Source organism: Dictyobacter formicarum (genome assembly GCF_016587435.1).
In genome coordinates this window covers 446,651-471,654 of record NZ_BNJJ01000003.1, presented here as the reverse complement: position 1 = coordinate 471,654, position 25,004 = coordinate 446,651, and the positions used below count along the sequence as shown (strand labels likewise).

General features: G+C 48.6%; 21 protein-coding genes. 14 read left to right on the top strand and 7 right to left on the bottom strand.

Annotation, left to right across the window (positions count from 1 at the left end; translation table 11 throughout):
- Positions 1-281: 281 nt before the first annotated feature.
- Positions 282-2,195: a HEAT repeat domain-containing protein gene (locus tag JMI88_RS07140; protein ID WP_201361104.1), complete on the bottom strand. Its 1,914-nt coding sequence runs from the start codon at positions 2,193-2,195 to the stop codon at positions 282-284.
- Between the two features lie 485 nt (positions 2,196-2,680).
- Between JMI88_RS07140 and JMI88_RS07135 the strand changes: the two genes are divergently transcribed.
- The 9 genes from JMI88_RS07135 (at position 2,681) to JMI88_RS07095 (ending at position 11,679) form a co-directional block, all read left to right on the top strand.
- Positions 2,681-3,985 carry a sensor histidine kinase gene (locus JMI88_RS07135; protein ID WP_201361103.1) on the top strand — a complete coding sequence of 435 codons (1,305 nt, stop codon included), beginning with the start codon at positions 2,681-2,683 and terminating at the stop codon, positions 3,983-3,985.
- Between the two features lie 720 nt (positions 3,986-4,705).
- Positions 4,706-4,903: a KGG domain-containing protein gene (locus tag JMI88_RS07130; RefSeq protein ID WP_126551677.1), complete on the top strand. Its 198-nt coding sequence runs from the start codon at positions 4,706-4,708 to the stop codon at positions 4,901-4,903.
- Between the two features lie 180 nt (positions 4,904-5,083).
- Positions 5,084-5,275 (top strand): hypothetical protein, encoded by a 192-nt coding sequence (locus JMI88_RS07125; RefSeq protein ID WP_201361102.1) that lies wholly within the window; start codon positions 5,084-5,086, stop codon positions 5,273-5,275.
- A 230-nt stretch (positions 5,276-5,505) separates the two neighbouring features.
- The gene (murJ, locus tag JMI88_RS07120) at positions 5,506-7,074 is read left to right on the top strand and encodes a murein biosynthesis integral membrane protein MurJ (RefSeq protein WP_201361101.1); all 1,569 of its coding nucleotides are present in this window, start codon (positions 5,506-5,508) and stop codon (positions 7,072-7,074) included.
- Between the two features lie 341 nt (positions 7,075-7,415).
- Entirely contained in the window at positions 7,416-7,736 is a 321-nt protein-coding gene (locus JMI88_RS07115; protein ID WP_201361100.1) for a hypothetical protein, read from the top strand.
- 477 nt (positions 7,737-8,213) lie between these two features.
- Positions 8,214-9,032, top strand: a complete 819-nt coding sequence (locus JMI88_RS07110; RefSeq protein ID WP_201361099.1) for an amino acid ABC transporter ATP-binding protein — start codon at positions 8,214-8,216, stop codon at positions 9,030-9,032.
- 81 nt (positions 9,033-9,113) lie between these two features.
- The gene (locus JMI88_RS07105; protein ID WP_201361098.1) at positions 9,114-10,040 is read left to right on the top strand and encodes a substrate-binding periplasmic protein; all 927 of its coding nucleotides are present in this window, start codon (positions 9,114-9,116) and stop codon (positions 10,038-10,040) included.
- A gap of 42 nt (positions 10,041-10,082) precedes the next feature.
- Positions 10,083-10,754: an amino acid ABC transporter permease gene (locus JMI88_RS07100; protein WP_201361097.1), complete on the top strand. Its 672-nt coding sequence runs from the start codon at positions 10,083-10,085 to the stop codon at positions 10,752-10,754.
- Positions 10,755-10,800: 46 nt separating this feature from the next.
- Positions 10,801-11,679, top strand: coding sequence for an amino acid ABC transporter permease (locus tag JMI88_RS07095; RefSeq protein WP_201361096.1), 879 nt, complete (start codon positions 10,801-10,803; stop codon positions 11,677-11,679).
- Between the two features lie 80 nt (positions 11,680-11,759).
- Here the strand turns inward: JMI88_RS07095 and JMI88_RS07090 are convergent, their stop codons facing one another.
- The 4 genes from JMI88_RS07090 to JMI88_RS07075 all read right to left on the bottom strand — a co-directional run bounded on the left by JMI88_RS07090 (position 11,760) and on the right by JMI88_RS07075 (position 17,076).
- Positions 11,760-12,581 (bottom strand): phosphodiester glycosidase family protein, encoded by an 822-nt coding sequence (locus tag JMI88_RS07090; RefSeq protein ID WP_201361095.1) that lies wholly within the window; start codon positions 12,579-12,581, stop codon positions 11,760-11,762.
- 30 nt (positions 12,582-12,611) lie between these two features.
- Positions 12,612-13,418, bottom strand: a complete 807-nt coding sequence (locus tag JMI88_RS07085; RefSeq protein ID WP_201361094.1) for a type 1 glutamine amidotransferase — start codon at positions 13,416-13,418, stop codon at positions 12,612-12,614.
- Positions 13,419-13,421: 3 nt separating this feature from the next.
- Positions 13,422-14,864: a MurT ligase domain-containing protein gene (locus tag JMI88_RS07080; protein ID WP_201361093.1), complete on the bottom strand. Its 1,443-nt coding sequence runs from the start codon at positions 14,862-14,864 to the stop codon at positions 13,422-13,424.
- Positions 14,865-15,192: 328 nt separating this feature from the next.
- Positions 15,193-17,076, bottom strand: a complete 1,884-nt coding sequence (locus JMI88_RS07075; protein ID WP_201361092.1) for a D-alanyl-D-alanine carboxypeptidase family protein — start codon at positions 17,074-17,076, stop codon at positions 15,193-15,195.
- A gap of 145 nt (positions 17,077-17,221) precedes the next feature.
- Between JMI88_RS07075 and JMI88_RS40060 the strand changes: the two genes are divergently transcribed.
- From JMI88_RS40060 to JMI88_RS07065, 3 genes are all read left to right on the top strand, one after another.
- Positions 17,222-17,344, top strand: coding sequence for a hypothetical protein (locus JMI88_RS40060; protein ID WP_268905972.1), 123 nt, complete (start codon positions 17,222-17,224; stop codon positions 17,342-17,344).
- A gap of 364 nt (positions 17,345-17,708) precedes the next feature.
- Positions 17,709-18,332: an RNA polymerase sigma factor gene (locus tag JMI88_RS07070; protein WP_201361091.1), complete on the top strand. Its 624-nt coding sequence runs from the start codon at positions 17,709-17,711 to the stop codon at positions 18,330-18,332.
- Between the two features lie 279 nt (positions 18,333-18,611).
- Positions 18,612-19,997: a glutamine synthetase family protein gene (locus JMI88_RS07065; protein ID WP_201361090.1), complete on the top strand. Its 1,386-nt coding sequence runs from the start codon at positions 18,612-18,614 to the stop codon at positions 19,995-19,997.
- A gap of 2 nt (positions 19,998-19,999) precedes the next feature.
- Here JMI88_RS07065 and JMI88_RS07060 read toward each other — a convergent pair whose 3' ends face one another.
- A complete protein-coding gene (locus tag JMI88_RS07060) occupies positions 20,000-20,980 on the bottom strand; it encodes a phospholipase D-like domain-containing protein (protein WP_201361089.1) in 981 nt (326 codons plus the stop codon).
- Positions 20,971-21,690, bottom strand: coding sequence for a phospholipase D-like domain-containing protein (locus tag JMI88_RS07055; RefSeq protein ID WP_201361088.1), 720 nt, complete (start codon positions 21,688-21,690; stop codon positions 20,971-20,973). Before JMI88_RS07055 ends, JMI88_RS07060 begins: the two co-directional genes overlap by 10 nt.
- A 350-nt stretch (positions 21,691-22,040) precedes the next feature.
- On the opposite strand from JMI88_RS07055, the gene JMI88_RS07050 reads away from it, so the two are divergent.
- A complete protein-coding gene (locus JMI88_RS07050; RefSeq protein ID WP_201361087.1) occupies positions 22,041-23,738 on the top strand; it encodes a peptide ABC transporter substrate-binding protein in 1,698 nt (565 codons plus the stop codon).
- Positions 23,739-24,023: 285 nt separating this feature from the next.
- On the top strand, positions 24,024-24,983 hold the full coding sequence (locus JMI88_RS07045; protein ID WP_201361086.1) for an ABC transporter permease: 960 nt from the start codon (positions 24,024-24,026) through the stop codon (positions 24,981-24,983).
- Positions 24,984-25,004 lie beyond the last annotated feature (21 nt).

Genomic DNA, 25,004 nt, shown 5'->3' with positions numbered 1-25,004 from the left:
TCAACCAGTAAATCATACTCTTCCCTATTTTCAGTATACAGGAAGACCATAAATGTTTTAGGGTGGAATAAGACAATAGTGCTACATTGCATGTTCCCTGTGTTGATGCCCTCTAATGGGGGCATCAACACAGGGAACATGCAATGTTTGAAAGCTATAGGGTTCGTGCCTGCGGCCCCTGACGCTACGCGCCTACGGCGCTCAAAAAAGTGCGGCCGCGCCTGCGGACGCCTGTACGTGGGCACTTTGCTTTCCCATACGCGGGAAAGCAAAGCACATTCTTATGTTAATTGCCTGAGGATATCCTGTAGTTCATAGGTGAGATCGGTACGCGAATCGGCGACATGCTGCAGGATGGGTACCGCATCCTGGTCCTTGTATTGTCGCACCAGAGAACTGGCGGTGCGTACAACCGAGGCGCGTGGATCATAAAGCGCTTCGCGGGCTATTGCCTTGCTCTGGGGCCTTTCGCCTCCTGGATCGAGCAGTTTCAATGCCTCCAGACCCTGTGTTCGCACATATGGATCGACATCTTTAATGGCATCCCAGACGCCCTGGATCACACCCGGGTCCCCGATCTGCCCACTGGCATGTACCACCGCAGCATAAACTATGCTACCAGGGATATTAGGATCGCCCGGAGGCAGGGTATCGCCCCTTTTGGGAATTTGTTTGCGCCGCTCAATGTCAACCGTGCGAGCCAGTAACTGGAACATGGGGGTGGCAGCCCTGCGATCGCCAATGCGACCCAGCGTATCGCAGAGCGCACCGATGGTTAAAGCATGCGCGCGATCCTTGAGTGTTTTTGTCGCTTCCAGGCGTTCAATGATAGGAACCGTGGCACGTGGATCTTTGAGGTCCCCTAGAGTGCGCGCGGTTGGTATGAGCTTCTCTTCTGCTGGATTCGCGATTGTTTGCAGCAAGACATCGCGCCCCGGACCATTCATCCAGCGCTCAACTTCATTCATCAAGGGCAGAACCTGGTAGATTGGTTCCAGGATACGCGGATCCGTGATGGTGTTTTTGCTGATTTCGCTCCAGTAGCGGCCCATCAGAATACCCAACTGGTGCAGTGCCACTGCATGTTGCCAGTCTGGATCATAGGTCGCGCTGTGCAAGAGCGCCTGCGCCACCGCAGGGAAGCGGCTACTAAAAATTGGAGGCAGGGTTTCATTTGCTGTCGAAGTGACAGGGAAATTATTACCGTCTGCCAGCGCCTGCTGAAAAATCAGGGCCGCATTAGTCCTTAAGCGAGGAGCAGCCTGTTTATTTCCCAGGTAACGCTCGAGTGGAATGGTGCGGTATAGCGGTACCGCGATATAATTTTCCAGCCCCACCGCGTGTTCCAGGCCACTATCAATCAGCAGATCATAGAAACGTTCTTGCTGAAGTTCCAGGCAGCCCTCGACCACATCGACCTTCGCCCAACCCCGAGCCTCCTTTAACGCGCCGATCAACGCCTGCATCGAGGCTACCGTAGCATGTTTGACCAGCGCCTGGCTCGCATACATAGAGACATCCGGATCAGTGGCCAGCGAACCCAGATATTGTGCCAGATCGATAGAAACCAGGCTGCCATCATCTTTGCGGCTGGCGAAACGTGCCTGTGGTCCAGTGCCTGCGATCCCCATCGTGCGATAGTTACCAAGCATAAGGATAGCATAGCGCCGGGCGCGCCCTTGTTCTGTCTCACCTGGATTGGCATTGGGCGCTAGATCAGCGGGGTCCCCCTGTTCAATAATCGTCAGCCAGGTTGGAATTAATGTACCCCCGCGATCAATTTCATGTAAGAATGGAATTAAAATATCTCGCCATTGGGGTATGGGGCCAATATTAAGGAGCGGAATCAATTGCCTGGCAGTCTCCTCAACCGACTGATTTTCCCAGCGCAAACTGGTAATGATGCGCGTAATTTCTGTGCGCAGCGTGCTTAAGCGCTGCTTCAGCTCAGGCGACTTCTTATCTACTTCTGGATAGGTTTTGCGGGCGGCCAGATGTTCGATCGTTCCGGCACGTTCGCGGTTTCTGGGTGAAAGTGGAGTGGCTGGTTCAACCTCAATCTGTTCAGATACTCCATCTTCAGTCTCGGCAGGATTTTTGTCACTGCTCTGTTCGAGATACAAAAACCCCTCTGTTTCTGTCTCATTTTCTGTTGGGGGAATGGGTTGCGCCTGTTGGCTGTCTCTTTCAGACATACACTGTGGCCCTCTCTTACCATGGTTGGCATACGCTACACATTAGTATGATAACATAGCTACCTATTGCGGTATCCTAAGATGGATGGTTGGTAAAGAGGGGATGTCACTCACGCCTGAGCTCGCCTCTTTACTGTGTACATATTGTGCAAAAAGTGTTCATCTATTGCACCAGGGTATGTTGCCAATTCTCTGTTTGCATGCAGCCTGTCAAGAACAGTGCCGTAAAAGTGCTGAGCATAGGGTGTTGTGGTTTTAATTGTACCGTTCAACGTCAGACTGGTCAAGGGCATACCAGTATATTTCTCCACGAATCTGGCCGTTTTATGTGCTATAATGCCGTTTGCTTCTTGGTTTCTTCTATATACTGAAGAAGAATTCTATTAGAGGGAGTTGCTAAGAAGGAGATGGACGTGCTTAATTCCCGATTTTTCCACACAATGGCAGCATATATTCGTGATCTTGTGTGTTGTGAAGATGTATGCATGTTCTTATATTGCCCCGATGCAACCCTCTGTCATCCCTTCTTAGCGCAAGCAACTGCTAAACTTGATTTCTCTGCTCGTTGTTATGGTTCAATCCACGATGTGCGTTTGCTAGCAGGAGAACGCGTGAGGGCTATGTGCGATATCGCTATCCAGACCGATTCTGTTTGGAGGCTTGTCAGGCCGCCGGGATATCAAACAGATAAAAAGCCGGTTCATATACTGATCGCTCCCCTCAAGCGTCCGGGTGGCATTGTGGGCATCATTGTCTGCACAACCACCGATGCAGACGCGTTTGGACCTGGTGAAGGGCAGCTCTTATCCCAATTTCTACCCATGCTGGCCAGGCAAGTAGAACAGGCTTTGCAGCACCTGTGCATCGTGCAGCCCTATCAGCTAGATACCAATCCCACTGACGCTTCTTCTACACTCTCATTACTCGAAATGGATAGACCGGAGGGGAAATTATCTGAGCAAGACGCGCTGCTATCCATGATTGGCCATGATTTTCGCGCACCCTTAAGCGTGATCAAAGGGTACATAGGATTGCTTCAAACCTATGGCTTTACAGAAGAAGATAAGGAGGCAGCAGATGCCATATCGCTTGAGTCTCAGCGCCGCTATCTACTGTCAGTAATGGAACAGGTGCAGCACCTTGAGGTGCTGGTTGATGATCTCTTGGACCTGGCACGTATGCAATCGGGACATACAACATTGCGTCCAGGGCCGCTGGATCTCGTGCCTCTCTGTCAACGCCTGGCCCGGCAGATGCAGGATCGTGTAGCGCTGCAAGAGACAGCGCAATTCACGATCCAATGTTTGTCAGACGCTGAACTTCCCGCTGCCTGGGCCGATGAGCACCGCGTGCGCCAGATCCTGGAGAATTTATTAGAGAACGCCATCAAATACTCGCCTGAGGGCGGATTAATCGAGATTCTCGTCTATTCCAATTGTGTTTTCCCCCTGGCTGATTATCTGTTATTGGAGGATCACGCCCTGATAACTAAAGCTGAGATTCCACAACTATGTATTACTGTAAGGGACCATGGTATTGGTATTCCATCCTGGCAGCAGTCTGTTGTGTTTGAGCCTTTTTTGCGTCTACCACAGCCAGCGGCACGCCAGATTAGCGGCGTTGGCCTGGGCTTATATATTGTGCGAAAACTAGTAGAGGCCATGGATGGAACGATTGCCTTGCAAAGCAACGAAGGTCAGGGAACCACTATCACCTTAACTCTGCCAGTGGCTACCACTGCAGCATCGATAACTGGCGCAATATCAACTACAGATAAAGTTTTGCTGTAAGAAGAGCTGTAATGGCGCAACTTATTGTTTTGCATTTATGCACGTATGAGCTTGAAAAATAGATTCCCGACTTAAACAATCCATACAACTACCGACCTTTTATGGTACTAGTACTTGTTGCGCCTGGAAACTCATCAATCATTAGAAACGGCTGTGTTTTTTCGCCCTTCAAACCAGTGGAATCAGGGTGTTATGAGCTCAAGCATATTGCCAGCCTCAACAGTTTGCTTAGAAAAAGATGAGTCTACCTTAGAAAACGCTGAAAATTTTTATGCATGGGTTGTCCTGGCCTCAAAGCACCTGTTATCCTGTACACATTGGATGTTAAGTCTTTTGTGAGAGCAAAAAGCACTGACAAAAGTAGTAAGTATTTTGCACCCTAAGATATTCAAAACGTATTCATAATCTTTACACATCTCCCGGTCCTAAGAAAAAGTAAAAAATGATTTTTTGAAACTCATAGTGTAAAGATGGCACATCGTACACTCGAACTATGAGAATCAAAAATGAAAGAAAAAATTGGTCGTCTCATGTGTATCTAAACTATCAGATGAGTCGTGTTGTTAGTAGTAGGTTGAGGGAGAGTCCTACTTTGACCTCAAGATGAGTACCAGGGAGAAAATATGTGTAGGGAAGAGAGTTCTGGGGATCCCCCCTGTACTCTTACGTCCTGAATAAGTTAAGGGTGTTAAATCTCACACTCTTAGGAGGAGAAAGATAATGCAGACACAAAAAGGGCGTGGCCGTGGATTCGCTTCAATGAGTCCAGAGAAGAAACGTGAAATAGCAAGCAAAGGCGGGAAGGCCGCCCATGCTTTAGGTACAGCTCACAAGTGGACAAGCGAAGAGGCCCAGGCGGCTGGACGTAAAGGTGGTTCAATCAGTCGCCGGCGTTCAAAGTATAATGTTCAGGCGTAGAAGTTATCTCAAAAAATAAGGGAAAGGCTGGTATGTCAACTAGCCTTTCCCTTATTTTTTTCCTCTTCTTTACATCTTTAAGGTATATTCAATAGTAGAGGGATATAAATGATGATTCCTCTATTATTAGCCAGGCCGCTCAGGCACGAGTCTGACGGTTTAATGAGATGGAGAGGTTTTATGAAGAATGTAGATTTAAAAGTTGAAGGGAATAAACTGATTATTGCGGTCGACTTAGATCAAGAATACGGTCTTTCCTCGAGTGGAAAATCCATCACAATCGCCAGCACCGAGGGGAATATTGCTGTGCCCGGTCGTGAAGAGATCAAGATAGGATTAAACATTTATAAGCCCCGCCCCAAAAGTGCGTAGTTATAACGTTTAGTACCCACAAAGGCGTAAGTATTATTCGCCTCGAATGTACTTTTGGTTTGTATAGACCACAGTGTAAATTTAGCAGTACTTTTTGAGTGTTATCTAGTCATTAACGCTAATGGACTGATATAATCGACCACAGCAAGGCTCAAAAAATCTTTGCCAGGTCGAGAGGAGGGATTCTTATCTCGTACGAAACACGTAACACGGGTGATGCTTCACCATCGGTGGTTGCCGATGTCGAGCCGCAGAACGATTCATCCCAACAATCTTCTAATAAAACGCCTCGCAAGCGTCGTATGGTCTGGGGAGGGCGTTTCCTCCGTTTTAATCTTAGCAATTTTCGCTTGAGTGGAGGCCTATCTCTGCGTCGTTTCAGTGTGGTTGAGGGCGCGTTTCTGCTGATGCTTGCGCTCATGACTTCCCGTGTTTTAGGAGTCGTACGTCAGGTTATCTTTAATGCCCTCTTCGGGGTCGGTCCTGATGCAAATGCATACTATGCGGCGGCACGCTTACCAGATACCCTTTATAATTTGATTGCCGGTGGCGCTCTCATTCATGCTTTTATACCAGTTTTTCTGGCTTATGAAAAAGAAAAGGGTGATAGGGAGGCCTGGCATTTAACCAGCCTGGTGTTTAACCTGCTACTGGTGATGATGACTGTGGTGCTGCTGCTTGGTGAATATATTGCGCCCGTCTTTGTCAATCGCATACTGATTCCCGGCTACTCACCGGCGGAAAGAGATCTGACCACTACATTAACGCGCATTATGCTGGTGCAGCCATTGATCCTGGGACTGGGCACAGTCGTAACGGCTATTTTAAATAGTCGACGTCAGTTTCTCCTCCCAGCGGTCTCGCTGGCCGTCTATAATGTAGGCTTGATTGGAGGATTGCTGGTTGCCAAATTTGTGCCGGGCGTCGGCATTTATGGTCCGACCTACGGCACGCTGGTGGCAGTGTTACTGCAATTGGTAGTACAGTTGCCAGGCTTATCAAAGCAGCAGGTGCGCTACTCATTCACCTGGGATTTCCTCCATCCCGGGCTACACCAGGTACTGATCCTGTTATTGCCCAATGCGCTAGCTATTGGTGTGGCCTATATCGGCAACATCATCGATACCCATTTCACATCCTACCTGCCCGATAGTGCCAGTCTGGCTGCCCTCCATAATGCTGAGATGTTGCAAGCCCTGCCTGTAGCTTTGATCGGGCAGGCCATTGGACAATCCTTATTGCCGCATCTGGCGGTCGAAGCTACCGCGGGCCGCTATGTGCGTATGAGCCAGATGGCCTGGAAGGTGATAGGAGCCTCGATTGCTATGACGCTGCCAGCGGCTATAGTGCTGGCGCTTTTTGGCAAACCTATGATCCATTTACTCTTCCAGCACGGAGCCTTTGATCCTCACGCCTCCGAGCTAACCAATCTGGCCCTGTTGGGGTATGCCTGTGCCTTACCCGGCCTGGCGGCTGGCAATCTGCTCTCAGGTGGTTTCTTTGCCTTGAAAGATGCCTGGACTCCATTTGTGACCAACACGTATGCGCTCCTGATACGCTGGTTCATGCTATACTTTTTATTTCAGTTTTTACATGGGACCGTGGCTATTCTCGTTGTACCACTGGCACTGGCGATTGCGGCGGGTTCCGAAGCCATTATCATGGCTGGTTTGCTGCTGTTCCGTTTGCGCCGCTATCGTAAGCACGACAAAGGCATGCAACGCCTGGATCGACGACGGCGTTATCTGAAAACTCAAAAACAAACTCCCGTTCAGCTTTCATTAGATCGCGAATGTTAAATCAGCATTCTCCAAATCTATCTACGAATGCTTAAAAAAAAGCGGATGAGACTTTGATAGAGTATTCGCTTGTTTTTCATTTTGGGACTTTTTGACCTCTCATTCGGTGACAAATATCTCTACTGGTGCTGAAAAAACTGAGTTATGCTCTCTATGTGAGTCGAGAGAGGACAGAGTCGGTTGGAAGATGGGGCAGTGGAATGGTTTGGAAAGTAGTTATTGGGTGTTGAGGATGTGGGTACCTCTGTTCCTCCTCTCGCCTTGCGCCAACCCTTCTATTATAAGGGCTATCTATGGGCGAGGCTTGAGAGGTAATAAGAAGTAGGTGGAGGTCGCCAACTATGAATGCACAAAGAAAGCATTTTCGTGCATTAGAGCACAGAACTCTAACAGATGCGTGTTATACAACTACATACCCACATGTGGAGAACAAAGTGCCAGGACAAGAAGAGGACAGCGCCTATTTGAAAGCGCTGGTATTGGCACGGACAGACGGAGAAGCCCGTATCGCCCTGGTAGAGCAGCTAAAAGCTCAGGTTGAAGCAGGGGTATACTCATGCAATAACTACCAGCTGGCCCGACTTCTGCAGGCGTCTCCGACTGCTACAGCATTGATGGGGCTGAAGAAAAATGAAATCTTTGTTACTCATAAAAATAAATAAATTGCGCCTAACTTGTATTCAAAATGGATGCGATTCCTCGTGCACAGGAAATCGCGTCATCCTTTTGCAGACGTGCGTTGACGTGCCCGAGCTAATTTATAATATGTATTGCAGAAAAAAGCTTATATAAGCTTTTTTCTGCAATACATATTATAAATTATGGATGTGAATGTTTTTACAGATTGCTGATCAATCGAAAAAATAGCAGTATACCCTGGCAGTCCTATTTTTGTATCTAAATGCACAGTTTTAGCGGAGATCGTGTATAATTTTTGATTGGATGCCTGTCTGGTTGTTATCAAAGACCAGCAATATTCGTAATCACAAATGGTAAATTTTTTGTGTGTGCAGACTGCCGATTGATAAACCACACCATCCACAGGAAGCGCCTGTAGGCAGGAAGGCGTTTGTAGTATTTGACAAGTGAGGATACGCGCTGAATTGTATCAAGGACTAACGCCTAAGGAGGGCAGACGCATGAACTCCGAACCTCAGCAATCTCAGCCTGTTGAAAATGCGTCACTGCAGGATCTTACTCCAGTTGAGGGTGATATCGTAATCCGCACCGATAAGCTCAATAAATATTTTGGCGACAAGCACGTGCTCAAAGACATCAACTTCGAGGTCAAAAGGCGAGAAGTGGTGGCTTTAATTGGTCCCAGTGGATCTGGTAAAAGTACCCTCATCCGGTGTCTGAATGCCCTGGAAAAGGCTACAAGCGGCGAAATTTACATTCAAGGAGAGAGGCTGAACCCGAATCTTCCGGTGAAACAGTTGAGTCCTATTCGTCGTGAATTGGGCATGGTCTTCCAAAATTTCAATCTTTTCCCTCATATGACGGTGTTACAAAACGTGATTGAAGCACCATTATTAGTGCGTAAGCTTTCCAAAAATCAGGCAGTTGCCCTGGGTGAAAGTTTACTGGCCAAAGTGGGATTATTAGAGAAACGGGATGTCTATCCTGGCCGTCTCTCTGGTGGTCAAAAGCAACGTGTCGCAATCGCACGTGCCCTGGCGATGCAGCCTCGCGCCCTACTCTTCGATGAGCCGACCTCCGCACTGGACCCAGAATTGGTTGGTGAGGTGCTTAAAGTAATGAAAGACCTCGCCTATGAAGGTAGCACCATGGTTGTGGTCACCCATGAGATGCAATTTGCTCGCGATGTCTCCGACCGTGTCGTTTTTATGTCTGATGGATCGATTGTTGAACAGGGCGACCCGGACGAGTTGTTCAAGCGACCCAAAGAGAAACGCACCCAACTTTTTCTTGAGCGTGTGCTTTCAGTGCTACCCTAAACGGCAGCGCTCTCTTCATTTTGCAGTTTTCATTTTTTATTTTCTTATTTGGACTAATGGTGTCTTTAGAAAGGCATAATAATGGCTCATGATGTAAATCGACGCGTCTTTTTGCAGCGCGCAGGTCAGCTTGGTGGTCTGGTAGTTACCGGCAGCGCGCTCGAATCTATCCTGGCGGCCTGTGGTGGCAATATCCCCACCACACCTGCGGATAATAGCAACAAAACCGCTAAAATTGGAAATAAAGGCTTGAAAATTTCTGGCATTTTTCAGTGGGGGGCTACCTCTGATAATGGTGCTCCATATGTCTATCGCGATCCCAAGACCAGTAAATTAATAGGTTTCGAACTCGAGATCGCGACCGCTATTGCCAATTTAATGGGTATCACGCAGAAACAGGTCGAGACCGACTATGCGCAGCTGGATCAGTCCCTGCAGGCCAATGCGTTTGACGCCATTCTCAATGGTTGGGAAATCACGGATGACCGCAAGAAGACCGAGATTTTTTCACAACCCTATTATCGCAATGGTCAGCAAATTGTCGTGCGCGCCAACGATAGTCGTTTTGCTGGCAAGGCAACCAACGACAACCTATCCCTGAAGGACCTGGAGGGCCTGACGGTTGGTACTGGCGCGGGTTACAAAGCCGAAGAATTGCTGGCGGCCGACAAGAAAATCAAGCTCAAATCCTATGATCCAGATTTACCTTTTAACGATCTGGCTCTGGGACGGATCGATGCCGTTTTGATCGACTTCTCGACTGTCACATACTATGTACTGGGATATGGTTCTGGCGGTGCGGTGAACAAACAATTGAAGCTGATTGGCAAGGCCTTTGATTCCAGTGATTATGTCATTGCATTCAACCAGAATAATCCAAATGCTGCGACCCTGCAGAAAGAGATCGATCAGGCACTGACCGAACTGAAGAATAATGGCACGCTGAAGGCAATTTATCAGCGCTGGGGACTCTGGACTGACCAGCAGCCCGCCATTGGCGTCAAATAAATACAATAACATTTCTGCTTTTTTGTGGTATGGAGTGACAAAATGGATGTAATCTGGCCTGCTCTACCCAGTTTTTTAGTAGGTGCGCGCAATACTATTCTCTATTGTATTGTATCCTTCCCTCTAGCTCTGGTGTTGGGATTACTCCTGGCATTAATGGACGGTTCGCACTATATCTGGCTACGTAATCCGGCCCGCATTTTTATTGAAGTGGTACGTGGAACTCCGATCGTGGCTCAGATATTCATTGTCTACTATGGACTGGGAGCGCTTTTAGCCAGCGTGCATCCATCCTGGGCGCTCTGGATCAACAACTGGACCGCGGGCATCGGGACGCTGGCTCTGAACTACTCAGCATACGAAGCTGAGATCTATCGGGCCGGCTTCCTCTCGGTCGATAAAGGGCAGGCAGAAGCTGCCCTTTCGCTGGGCCTTTCGCCCAGCCAGAATTTTTTTCGCATCCAGTTGCCGCAGGCTATTCCGCTGATGATTCCGCCCTTTGTCAATGACTTTATTTATTTGCTCAAAGATTCTGCCATTATTAGCGTCATTGCTGGCACCGAACTAACATCTGTCCTGAACTTCTTTGTGCGAAAGAATGCCAGCAACCCCATGCCATTCTTCCTGCTGGCGATCGTTTTGTATCTGTTAATGAGTCTGCCAGTCTCCTATGTGGCCAAGCGACTGGAGCGCCGCTTACGCGCTGCACTGTGATGGATGGATGTCATCAAAACTATTGTAACCAGGAAGGAATGGAATAATGATTTCGGAATCTTTGCGGCCTGCCAATAAACCGCCAGATAACAAGCGCGACCTCTGGCCGCGCAATCGTATGGTAGGAGCCGATTATCTCTACTATATTCTGCTTATAGTCGCGCTTGGAGCTTTTGGTTATTATCTCTACACATATAAAGGGATGGCGCTCCTCTACTTACCCAGCCTGTTGGGAGGAACGCTGATAACCCTGGTTATGTCAGTGTTGAGCGCCATCTGTGCCATCATCTTCGGCCTCATGGGAGCTATCGGAAGCCTATCGCGTTTCCGGCTATTGCGCTGGCTTTCACTGATATACGTTGAAGTTATTCGTGGTACACCACTGCTGGTGCAACTCTTCTTGTGGTATTTTGGTGTCCGCATCGTCTTATCCAATGCTGGCTTTGATCCATATACGCTGGTCTTCAATGGCATGACGGTGTTACAGAGCAATAGCCTGGTGCCAACAGACTTCAATAGTTATTTCTATGGTGTGCTGGGCCTGAGTTTCAATTATGGAGCCTATTTGACAGAGGTTTTTCGGGCCGGTATCCTCTCAGTTGAAGCAGGTCAGACAGAAGCCGCCCTGAGCCTGGGGATGGACTCGCGCCAGACAATGCGACACATTATCCTGCCCCAGGCGATCAGGGTTACTATTCCGCCCCTGACCAACAATTTTATTACCCTGATTCAGGACAGTGCTTTCCTGTCAGTCCTGGCCATTTTCGAATTAGAATACGTCACCACCGGGCTGGCCCTGCCGCAGGTCGATCCCAATAATAAGATGTTTGTGTTTATTCTGGGTGCCCTGCTCTACCTGGCGATGTGTTATCCACTTTCCCTCATCGCACGCACCCTGGAACGGCGCCTGGCGGCAGCACGCTAAACAGGTCTGTTGTAATTGAGATAAATAGCAAGAAGCCAGGAACAACTGATCTGTTCCTGGCTTCTTGCTATACCGATATATTATTTGACAATGATTACAATAGGCAATGCCGTAACAGAGTCAAGGCTGACCTGCTGGCCACCAGAGTGCAGATAAAGCCCAGTTGAAGTACCGCCATCCAGATTTAACGCCATCTTCAGCGATAGATCCGACTGAACGAGTAAGTCTGCCAGTTCATCAACCGAAAAGGCCTGTGCGGGACTGACAATAAACAGGAGTCGGCCCTGATTATCCATCGCTACAACGCTACGAGGGCTGGCCGCGGCCGTTTCCTGGAATTGGGTACGTTTCCCATCCACGATCAACATCGGCCTGCTCTGCGTCGCCTGCTGCAATTGTTCGGTACCTGGATCATAGGGTTGATTACTTAACGACTGAATGCTCACATTGTTCTGCGCATCCACCGCGAGCATACCACAGCAACCCTGGTACGAAGTACCGTTGGCCTGACCATTTGAAATCAGCAGAGCCGTAGCCTGATTATGCTGATCAAAGTAGCCACCATTCATTACCGCAATAGCATGAGTTTGCTGCATCCAATCTTTCAATTGCAGGGGTTTATCCGGTTGATAGCCGATACTCACATGAACCTTATGGGTATCAAAGCGCGTAATAGTCACGGTATCCTCGTTTCCACTCGCGCCTTTCCAATGTTCCCGGCGTAGCTCAACCCCTGGTTGAGTTTGCGTCCAGGTATTTAAAGTATCGCTACCACCAGCTTTTGGTGGAGCTGTGATTGGAGTACCTTTAAATGTAATGCTGGGCACCACATCGCAGGCCAGCAATGAACAGACCAGCAGAGCGATTAACAACGTAAGCTTGAGGGTATGTTTTGCTGGCATAAACGATATTATTCCTTGCTATGCTAGATGCTAGCGTTTCCAGGGTGTTGCCTCAATAGCGGACATCGTTCCCTTGAATTCCATCGCCAGCTTATGCGCGGCGGCATGGGCAGCGTTCTCGGTACTATCATCCAATGGCAACAACTTTACTTTTCCATAGCGGTGTTCAAGTGCACGTTGAATCAACAAGTCGGTGAACCAGGGATTCTTCGGTAGGACCGGCCCGTGGGTATAGGTGCCGAAAGCATTTTTATACAAAGCGCCCTCAACGCCATCCTTGCCATTGTTGCCCCAGCCTGCCAGTACCTTTCCTAGCGGCTGTGACTTGGGACCCAGATATGTGCGTCCGCTATGGTTCTCATAGCCAACCAGAACCTTGGTTCCAGTCTCCTCGAAATTACATTCGAGAGCCATGTGGGTCATAAAACGTGTCGACCCACCTTCAGTATACATGTCGAACAGACCGACACCCTTTAATTCAGGACCATTAAATGGTTTATAGTAGTGTCCAAGCAGTTGATAGCCGGCACATACGCTCAAGAATACCGTATTTGACTCGGCCGCCTCAAGCAAGGAAGAGGCCTTGTGTTGGATATCCTTTGAAGCAATTTCCATTTCACGGTCAGCCGCCCCATGGATCAAAATCAGATCGTATTTAGTGAAATCAGGGGTCTGCTTCACAAAGATCTGCTCAACCTCAGTTGAGATGCCGCGCCATTTGCAGCGACGCTCAATAGAAAAGAGATTTCCCCGGTCGGCCGCAACGCTCATCAAGGTTGGATACAGATGTCCAATCCTGATTACCATCCCTGCTGTATCCGTTTGTTTTTCGCTCATGTCCTATTCCTCCCAGAAGTGCTTGACCCAGCCGCGCTTCTGCATAACTCGACGTAACTCCTGGGTTGGAGTGTAACCGCTCATAATGTAGAGCGTGCCGCCCGGCTCGACCTGCTTGATGGCTGCGTCCAGTGCTGCCTCACGATCCTCGATCAGCGAGATTTTATCGGTGGGCACCTCGGCATATTTCAGTCGCATAGCCAGTTCTTCCGTTTTATTGCCGCTACAGACTGCATCCAAAATGTTGGGTGCGATATCCTCGAGGTCAACATCCCACAGCCAGCCAAAGTCCTGCCCATCGACGACCGTGTGGCTCATGGCCAGCAAGAGATGTTTCTTGCCCGGATGCTGAGTGATCAAGCGCAACATCAAGTTGAAGGACGTTGGATTTTTGACGAAGGAGAGATAGATTGTTTTATCGCCAGCTTGAATTTTCTCCATACGACCAAAAGCTGTGCGAATATTTGTCATTGCCGTCTGCACGGTATCCAGAGGGAAGCCAGCGGCCATCGCGGCGCCAATGGCGGCGGCGGCATTATAGATGTTATGAACGCCGGGCAGCGGGATCTCCAGCTTCATTTCGCCTTTGGGAGTGCGCAGTTTGATATGGCTGGCCCCTTCACCATTTTCAGCCAGTGCAGCGGAGGTGACGGCAATATCGAGGTTTGGCAATGTATAGCCGCACTCAGGGCAACGATACAAACCTAGATGAGATAGATAGGCTACCTCGTAGTTGAAATCGCTGTCGCAATGGATACAGCGGATAATATCGGCTGACTGCTCGGGTACCGGAGTGCCAATGTCTTTCGTTTCCAGACCAAAGAAGAGGCGTTTCGCTTTGGCGTTGATACCAAAATTTGCTACTTGAGGATCATTGCCATTGAGCAGGATGGTCGCGGTCTCTGGCAGGCTCTCTAGCATCTCGTTGAGCGCACGCGCCACCGCATACAGTTCACCATAACGGTCTAATTGATCACGGAAAATGTTGGTAATAACGACCACATCGGGTTGGATCTCAGGAACAGCCAGAGGTATGGTTGCTTCATCAATCTCGAAAAGCAACACATCACTTTCCAGTCGTCCAAATAGATCGGAAAAGTTTACTGCCACGGAGGTCACACCTTGAAGCAGATTAGAGCCCGTGCGGTTCTGAGAAACACGATGGCCTGCTGCATCAGCGATAGCCGCCGTCATGCGCGCTGTTGTTGTTTTTCCATTACTGCCGGTAATCACAATTTTTTTGGCTTTACTGCCACCGACAACTGATTTCAGCACATTTGGATCGATGCGGCGCGCAATCATACCTGGTAAACTGGTGCCGCCTCCAATATGAAACAAACGCCCGGATGCGCCAGCTAGTTTACCTGCGGATATCGCGAAGGCCAGCCGTGCTTTGCGTAATCCAGACGGTGTAGTGCTGTCATTGTTTGAATTATCTGTTTGCATAGAAACCCATACCCTGACTAAAAAAGCTTCAAGGCGTACCGATGGGAGATGTCCCGCTGGATCACGCCGCATAAAAATGAAAATAAGCGCTATGCCTCTGGCTATAAACATTTATAGCTAGATGGCATATATGTAGAAATCCACTTTTGGGTTGTATTGCTTTCTACAGCTTCGCCGTTTGAAGTATAACAAACATGAGTATAGCGAGCAAGTGAATTAGGCACATGGTCACGGCACGCCGCTCATTACCATGTCACCATTTCACAAAAATAACGCGCCACATTCGAATATGGTTTCTTGATGGCTTTTTCTTCCAGCACTACGGGCCTTAAATCGTTTTACATTGTTTGGATTGTAGATCGCACTGAATCGTTGCATGCTCAAAGCGCTGACTGAGTAAAGTTGTGGCAGTCGTATTGACCGGACTAATTGGATACCCAAATTTGTGCAGGCCTTGATTTTTATCAAAATAATTCATGATCAGGCCTGAAATAGCGTATTCAGTATAGACATAGAAGCGTCCATTATTACCCATTGGGATTGTGCGCTCACGTGTATCGCTATGGAAGTAGGTCCATTCGGCAGCAAAAGGGATTGGATGTACATTGGCATTGATTTCACGTGGTGAAATCCAGGTAAAATTACTGAAGCCATAGTTCATCAGATCGCGCATATCGGTCCACCAATCGGCTGTGTGCATGACAACGCCTATCAGGTGGTGATTGTTGCGTGTGCATGAGATCACCTGTAAGAAATTGGAGCCCGCGTCCCAGCCGGTTTTGCCACCATCTACGCCCGGATACCAGTACATAAACTGGTCACCGTTCTCTAAAAAGTGTTCGGCATGCTGCGTATTGGCTACGATATGGTACTCTTTTGTCGAACTGATTTGCCGAATTTGCGCGTTGCTGAAGACCTTCTGGCCCAGAATGGCCAGATCATGGGCGCTTGAGTAATGGTTATCCTCTATCAAGCCATGCGGATTGCGGAAGTGTGTATCGTGCAAGCCTAATTGTTGGGCGCGCTGATTCATTTGATCCACAAACTTAGGCATGGTACCCGCATCGGCATCGGCGATAGCCAGCGCGGCATCGTTGCCAGATACCAACAACAGGCCATAAAGCAGATCGCGTACGCTATAGGTTTCGCCGGGCTTTATCCCCATGAGGGAGCTATCTGCAGATAGCTGTTGGAGGTCATTATTAATCGCAGGGGTAATTGTAACCTGTTGATCCAGGTTGCCGTGCTCTATCGCGAGCAGTGCCGTCATCAATTTTGTCGTACTCATCATCGGAATATGCATAAATGGATTACGAGCATACAGAGTGACGCCGGTATCCGCATCGAGCAGATAGGCGGACGTTGCCAGGATGGGTGGCGCCGGATGATTATTATTTGGCGGTACAATGACCAGCTCATGTGGATTCGCCGAGTTGGCAGGCTTTAAGACCGCTGTCGCTGTGGAGGATTGATTGCCGGTAGAGCCGGGAAACTGAGCTGTCGTACTCGTAGGTGTGCGCGACAACATATTTGTGAGCAAAGGTATCACGATCAGCAGGATCAATGTGCCGCTGAGTATCAGGGCTAGCGGCCGATTGTGCCTGATCGTATGGAACACATCAAATATAAGACGCTGCGCCCGTCGCTCACGTCGTCCGATACGTGTATAAGATTGCTGCACAGTGGGTATATGGTAGGCAGCGGGGAACTGTTTGGTCCTGGTTGGCGCTTTGACTGGCCGACTCTTAGTGGTCGGCTGCTCAGGTGTAGCGGCCGGAACATCTTCAATATATACACGGGGTTTTGGGCGGCGCGTCCTGATCTGATCCTGAGGCCTCTCACGTACATAGGTACGTGGACGCCTCACCCTGGTCTGATCCTTGAGAGCCTGTTCTTCACGCAGCTTCAAGCGCCGTTTCATCAACTGTTCAGTATTTACGCGGCCACCTGGTTGTGGTTTCGCCAGGCGCGCCCTCCGCGCAGATTTTGATGGAGAATGTGTTGGCGTAGTTGACTCAAGATCTAAGAAGCGTGATGCTCGGCGTATCCTGGGGATCTCAGGATGCTCATCGAGTTTATAATCCTCACTTCCCTCTTCATAGCCTTCCTTTACTGGTTGACGGCGACCACGATCCCGGCTAGAACGCTGCATATCGCGCGCTGTTACCTCTTCATCCAGATGGTCATTTTTATGTGACGGCGTTCTGCCCATCCGTCAATCCTCTCCATTTAGTAGTCAAGCGAAAAAAAACATGTGAATGTATTGCTTTATGAACTTTTTTACTTCTTAATTACTTCCATCTATCTTACTCAGCTAATTTCATTATTGTCAACTTTGTGAGGAGAATGCCTTAATCATGGTAATGAACTCAAGCTCTTTCAGCTTTTTGCGTACCTGTCTCACTGGCAATAAAGCGATCGACTGCGCCTCCAATGCGGCACAGGATCGACCTTCTGACGCTGACTACTGTATGCAGTAAGTTGATAGACTATTGACGCAAACTTTACATATTTTTGAAGCTTCTCTCAAACTTTTTTGCTATAGTACATAGAAAAAGAGAGAAGCAATCTCTGCTTTACAATACATATTATATTGCATGTAACGTAATCATATCATTCGATCCTCTTAGTTTTGAGAATACCTATATTTTCGTCTCGGCATGTCAACCTTTAAATATGTAAGGAGATGTCGAACTCCTATGCGTTCTGTGATTTCTGCGCATGCATTTTCGCACCTTTGGTGTTCAAAAAATATGGTGTGGTGTCACAAATGCGCCCGGCGCATTTGTGACACCACACCATAAAAACAGCTCGGGTTATAAAAGAGAAGCAGGATGTTTATCGATGTTTGTGCAATTTGATACTTCTATCTGTACTTCAGATTGTTCTGATCATGCATTGATTGTCGCTGCTCTCACGGGTGATGAGGGCGCGTTCACGACGCTAGTCCAACGTTATCAGTTGCCTCTCTATAACTTTATTCGACGTAGCCTGAAGGAGACTGAATGGGCCAACGACGTGCTGCAATTCGTTTTTTTACAGCTCTATGTTTCGTTGCCGCGTTTGCGGGATAATCTTTATTCTAACCGTACCAGGGAGCCTTTAAAAGCCTGGTTGTTTCAAGTTGCCTGGAATCGTTGTATTGATGAGCGCCGCAAGCAACGTTCGCTGCTTTTCTCTGAATTAGAAGACAGCGGTGGGCACGACGAGTTTTCCTGGCTGAACATTATTCCCGATGAAGATCCGTTGCCCGATGTGATCGTGGAGCAGCAGGAGATGCGTACATTTTTGCGCAAGGCTATTCGTCATCTTCCACCACACTTTCGCTCAGTGGTCATGTTGCGCTATACCCAGGAACTCAGCTTCGGCGAGATTGGGCGTATACTAAACATGCCTGAAAATACCGCCAAAACCTATTTCCAGCGCGCCCGCTCGCTGTTGCGATCCGCTTTACAACAAATCCTCTAAATGAATGGCATGCCATGCCATTCATTTGGATGAGCGCAGCCGCGTCCAGGTGGCATTTCCAAATGCTTTTTACCGCATACTAAGAGCAAAGGGGCCGCCCTACTTGACGTGCTGTTGAAGAGCATGCTACCCTGCGAACGTTAAACAAGCATTCTTTATACTAAGAAGAAATAATGCCTGGCCAATAAAACGAAGCATACATACTTGTTAGCATCTGTGAGCTAGCCTGCAAGTGGCGGAACACGCTGCATTTCTACTGAGAAAGAAGGGGACAATAGGATGAATCTCGCTGAGGTGAAGAGTCTCATTGAGGACGGAAAAGTTGAATACATCAAGCTTGGAGTACCCGATATTGATGGTATCTTTCGTGGTAAACGTGTCGCGGCACCGTTCTTCCTGGAATCGATAGAAGCTGGATTTGCCCAATCAGATGTTCTATTTGGCTGGGATATCGCAGAAAATGTGCTCCCAAATCTAAAGGTGAGCAACATTAATCGGGGATTTGGGGATTTCGTGATGGTGCCCGACCTCAATACCTTTACGCTGGTACCCTGGGAAGAAAAGGTGGCGACCTGCGTCTGCGATCTGTGGACCGAGCATGGAGATCCGATTACCGTCTCACCTCGCTATGTATTGAAGTCCTTGCTAGAGCGTGCCCGTGGTTTGGGCTTAGCTCCCATGGCGGCCTCCGAATTAGAGATGCGTTTTTTCCGCGAAGATCAGGTGTCACTGCGCGCAAAAGACTTTGGGCCAGCATTGATCCCGCTGAATCCTGGGACTAACTGTTATGTCATTAGCCATGCAACGGCCGATGATTATTTGATTGGACAGATCGTGCGCCAGATGCGTGCTTATGGCATTGAAATCGAGGGCTATAATCGCGAGCATGGGCCGGGCATGTATGAAATCAACATGCGCTATAGTGCCGCGCTAACCGCAGCTGATCGTACGATGCTCTTTAAGAATGGTGTCAAAGAGATCTGCCACCAGAATGGCTTTACCCCTACATTTATGGCTAAGTGGAACGACCAGGAAGATGGCAGCAGCGGACATACCCACATGAGTTTGTGGGATGTAGATGGTGAACGCAACGTCTTCTGGGATGACAACGCTGAGGACCATATGTCTGCCACCATGCGGCATTTCCTGGCTGGCGTGTTGCAGAAGATGCCCGATTTTATGGCTCTCTATGCGCCTACCATCAATTCTTATAAACGCTACATTGAGGGCACCTGGACCCCACTCAACACCGCCTGGGGAATGGATAACCGCACCTGTGCTGTGCGTGTCATTAACAGCGGTCGCAAATCCATTCGTCTGGAGAACCGCGTACCCGGGGCCGACGCCAACTTCTACCTGGTCTTTTCTGGCATGCTGGCCAGTGGACTGTATGGTGTTGAGCACCAGCTAGAGCTATCTCCCCGCCTGGACGGCAATGCTTATAGTCAAGCCAAAATTGAACAGGCCCTCGCCAGTGGCCAGATGCATCCATTGGCCCGCAATCTGACCAGTGCTACTGACCTGTTCGAACAGAGCGAGGTGGCCCGAGAATATCTGGGGGCTGATTTTGTCGAGCATTTTGTGACCACGCGCCGCTGGGAGGTCCAGGAATACGAGAAAGCCGTGACCAACTGGGAGCGCCGCCGTTACCTGGAACTGATCTAGTTTTACGGCTCCTCAATCCAGCCGTGCTCCTCACGGAAATTTAAACCATTCTGTGTGGCTTCAGCGGCGGTCAGATAGGGCAGCAGGTGACCCACCAGGGACTCACGCGCTTTGTAATGTTGTAAATTTTCCTCGGCACTCTGATGCATCAGCTGAACAGCCTGGAAGGGATCGTGCAGGGCCTCTTCCAGTTGCTGAAAGGCTTTTTCCGCCAGGGCCCGCGCCTCTTTATCCAGGTTTTGTTCCCGATAGAGTCTCGAGGCCGCAGCAAGCTCTTCCGGGTTCAGCAGTCCAATGTGTTCGGCCTGCAGCAGTAGTCGCAGGCCATGGGCCAGGGAGCTATCCAGGGTGGCAACATTGATCTCGGTATCATCATGCATACCGCGATTATTCAGGTTGCCCGAACCAACGGTAGACCAGGTGTCATCAATGATGGCGGCTTTTGAGTGTACATAGATTGGACGATAGTGAATCAGTCCATCCTCCATTTTATAGTGCGAGGTAGCCAGACAAAATGCATGTAGCCTGCTCTCTTGTACAGCTTCAGGTACTTCCGTACGTAGCATCATCAGGGCCGCATCGCTGAAGGCGCGTCCCACATTGGGATGGTCAGGCAAGATGATACTCATAGTTACACCCCGTCGTAGCGCCGCTATAATCTGCTTGATGTGCCCTTCCATCTCCGCGCTATCCTTACCCAGAAATGAAATATCTACACCGTAGTAGGCGCGTAGCCAGAAATACTGGTTTTCCAGATAGATTGATTGCTGTGTATTGGTCAAAGCATTAGCATATAGCTGGGTAATGCCCAGAATGGCCTCTTTATCAAAGCTATAGGTATGTTGTGGCACGGTACGTGCAATCTGCACGATATTCTGGCTTTCCACCGGAGGCGGCAAAGGCTGTTCCGGGATATGCAGTTGCGCCTCTAATTGATGACGGGCTACAAGATCATTCCAGCGCTGCCGAAAATTCAATTCCACATCACCAGCGGCCAATCCTGTAATTTTGGCGTGTGTATCATGCCAGGCATGGGGGTCTTGCCTGACTGCGTATGCCGCAAAGGGGTATCAAAACTATGCTCTGGCGTATCCCAGCGATCGAAATCATCTTCCTTCTCGATTAAAGGATCGAGCCCACCCACAAATGCAATCTCATGGTCGACCACCGTCACTTTTTGATGTAACGACTCGATTTGATGATGCAGGATACCCTCGGCACTATCATCGAGCAAGCAAGTAATACCCGCCGCCGTCAATTTATCGTAAGCTGCCTGTGGATCATAAACCGCGAAAGCCTTCTTCGCTTTCCAGAGCAGGACTTTGACCTCAACACCTTTGCTCTGTGCATATGCCAGTGCTTCTTTCACCGAAAGCTTATGCGTCAACCAGAAATTGATATCGGCCTCTTGCAGGCCCTGGGCTCGTAAGCCCTCAATATACGTTGTGCGCACCGTCTGTTCAGGCTGCTCAGGTAGTATATCCTCTCCTCGTATCAGTAGCATATCTGGCTCCATGCCCCAATTGGCCAGATAGATCGAACGCGTCGCGCGCATAAAACACAGGCACATTTCCATAAAGGTAGCCTGCCCATCTACATAGTACGTCACACGCGAATTGCGACGAACGGGGGTATCTCCCAGTGCCCACCAATCAGTTGCGATAATTTCTTTCGACTCGCTATACATCCTCATAGTAGCCTCCCAGCAGATAAAAATAATGCCAAATTACTACTGACTCAAGTAATGATACCCGATAATGAGCTTTAAAGGAGACAACATCATCGTTGCAGGCCAATTTTTTCTGTTGACTGATAATGATGAGAGATTTAGCTTCAAGGATGACGTAGTTAAATATATCGAAAAAAATTTATCAGCACATACCTTTTACACACATGGATGATGGTTAAGATAAAGCTGTCAAAGGATTGACGCAAAAAAGCTACGGAAATGTTCGCTTTTTATTTTTTGCTGTTAAAATCTATTGCGTCGTTGTGTGCTGAGTTATTGTTTTACCTCTTTGGGTTTATACAAGGAGAATAATTGTGAAAGCCGGTAAGAAACTTTCTTTACAATTCCTCGCCTGCTTCTTATGCTTGATGGCTATTTTTCTAGCCTCTTGCGGTGGCGGTAGTTCATCTTCCTCATCAACAGCTGCTTCTGATGACAAGCAGGTGTTGCGTTTCCCGGTTGTTGGTGATATCAACAGCTTTGATCCTGGCACCGTGCAGGATACCGACTCCAATTTCCCTATTCAGGCTGTCTTTACTGGTCTGGTAACCCTGGACAAAGACTTGAAGGTAAAACCTCAGCTGGCTGCTGAGTTGCCAACCGTTTCTAGTGACGGTATGACCTATACTTTCAAGCTGCGCCCTAACTTGAAATTCAGCAACGGTGATCCTTTGACGTCAAAAGATGTTGTCTATAGTATCAACCGTTCGGTTTCCAAGAGCCTCAACTCACCAGTGAGCTATTATTTGAGCCTCTTGAAGGATTTTGACAAAGTCAACTCAGGAAAGATCCCAACGTTGATTGGTGACAGCCTGTTAACCCCTGATGACAACACTGTTGTGATCAAGATTAGCAAGCCTGCTGCTTATTTCTTGCAGACTCTCTCTTATCCTACATCTTATGTAGTGAACCAGAAGATCGTAGAGAAATACAAAACTGGTGGTAGCCCCTGGACTGATCATATTCAGGAAGGCGCTGGCGCTGGCCCATTCAAGGTCCAGGCCTACAATCACAGCACCGGTATCACGCTGGTACGCAACGATAACTACTACGGTCCCAAGCCAAAACTGAAAACCCTGTCCGTTGTCTTCTACAAAAACGAAGACGGCATGTACAAAGCGTATCAGGCCAAACAGCTCGACTTCACATATGTTCCAACCGCGAACGTTGGTGACGTTGTTGGCAAGCCTGACTATAGCGCAACCAACGTATTGACAATTCGTTATCTCAGCTTGAACTACCTGGCCAAGCCTTTCGATAACATCAAGATTCGTCAGGCTTTCGCGCTGGCAATCAACAAAGATCTCATTGTCAAAACCGCGATGAATAACGCCTTTACGGCAACCAATCACGTCATTCCTAGTGGCATGCCTGGCTACGACACGACCTTGACCGGCCCGGAAGGTGCCTCCACTCAGGGTGATCCTGCCAAGGCCAAGCAGTTGCTGGCCGAGGGTATGAAAGAAGAGGGTATTACTACCCTGCCTTCACTGACTTTGACCTACTACCCACGTGAGCAGAGCTTCAAAGATGCGATGTCTCAGATCGTCTCGATGTGGCAGACCAACCTGGGCGTAAAAGTCAATGTTAACACCGTGGCTCGCGCCCGTTTGTTGGACCTGGAAAATGCGACCCAGAACAACGCTTCTCTGCCGATGTGGCAGGCGGGTTGGAACGCTGACTATCCCGATCCACAGGACTGGTTGACCACCTTCTTCGATCAGGGTTCGGACTATAACCAGTTCAACTATGGTCAGAACCATTCCTCTGCAGCCGCCGAGCAGGTGCAGGTACAGCAGGAACTGCGCAAAGCCGATGTCACTTCTGACCAGACTGCGCGCATGAAACTGTACAATGACGCCGAGCAGAAAGTCATCAACGATGTGGCTTGGATTCCTTTGTGGCAGGAGAAAGTTCACTCTCTGACCAGCCAGAAAGTACATAATCTGAAGCTCAACTCCCAGCAGTTGATTCCGCCCGACGACTGGAGCAACATCTACATGTCGGCATAACTGAGTGAAACGTAAGTTTGGATATGTCATCTGTCATCCCTCGATCAAGGATACATGACAGATGACTCCCTTCACCAGTTAGTTGTAGGTATCCGCGACGTATAGCTCTTTGGATAGATTAAGACGTTGCGGATATTTTCCTTTTCAGCCATCTACATTTTTATCTCCAACTATAGAACAGAGTAGAATGTGTAAACTATGTGGCATTGAAGGACATAATCCCCTACTCGTACATTCCTGTTACTGCACAGCACCTTTGTAGAGAAAAGGAGGTCGGAGCTTGGTATGCTTAAATTCTTAATCAAGAGATTCGTTGGGCTCGTATTCGTGATTTTTTGCGTGACATTTCTCACGTTTATCATAGGTTACTATTCTCCAAGTAATCCAGTTCAAATTATGATGGGCGACCACCCAAATCACGCACTAGAGTTGCAATTGATGCATGCCTATGGATTAGATTTGCCCTTATATCAGCAATACGCGAACTTCGTCATACGCCTGCTGCACTTTGATCTGGGAACGTCGTTTAAGACAATTGGGCGACCAGTCAAAGATGTGATTGCGGATGGCTTACCTATATCGCTAGAGCTTGGTTTCTGGGCGCTGATTATCCAGGTTTGTATTGGTGTCCCGGTAGGAATCATTTCAGCCATCAAAGCAAACAGCTGGACTGATACTATCAGCATGGGTGCATCGCTGGTTATCTACGCGTTGCCATCCTTCATCCTGGCTATCCTGGTCCAATTTTTGATTATCTGGCTGGATAATACTTTTGGCTGGAACTGGCCAAATACCCAATGGGGCACGCCCTGGCAATATACGTGGACGGACATTCAATATAAATTGGCCCCGATCCTGGTGTATGGCGCCACTGGTATGGCGTATTTCGCACGTCTATCGCGCACAAGTATGTTAGAAATTTTGCGCCAGGACTACGTACGTACCGCCCGTGCTAAAGGGTTATATGAGCGGGTCGTCATCTATCGCCATGCTTTTCGTAATGCCTTGATTCCCCTCATTACTATTATTGGTTTGTCGATTGGTTTCCTGGTAGCGGGTGCCTTCTTCATTGAAAGAATCTTCTCTATTCCTGGCATTGCTGGTATCACATTGGACTCGATTGATAATCTAGATTACCCTGTTGTGCAGGCAACGACTGTAATATTGGCGATCGGGGTTGTCTTTGGCAATCTACTATCTGATATCTGCTATACAATTGTCGATCCCCGCATCAAAGCTGAGTAAGTCGAGAAGGTGAGTATTGAA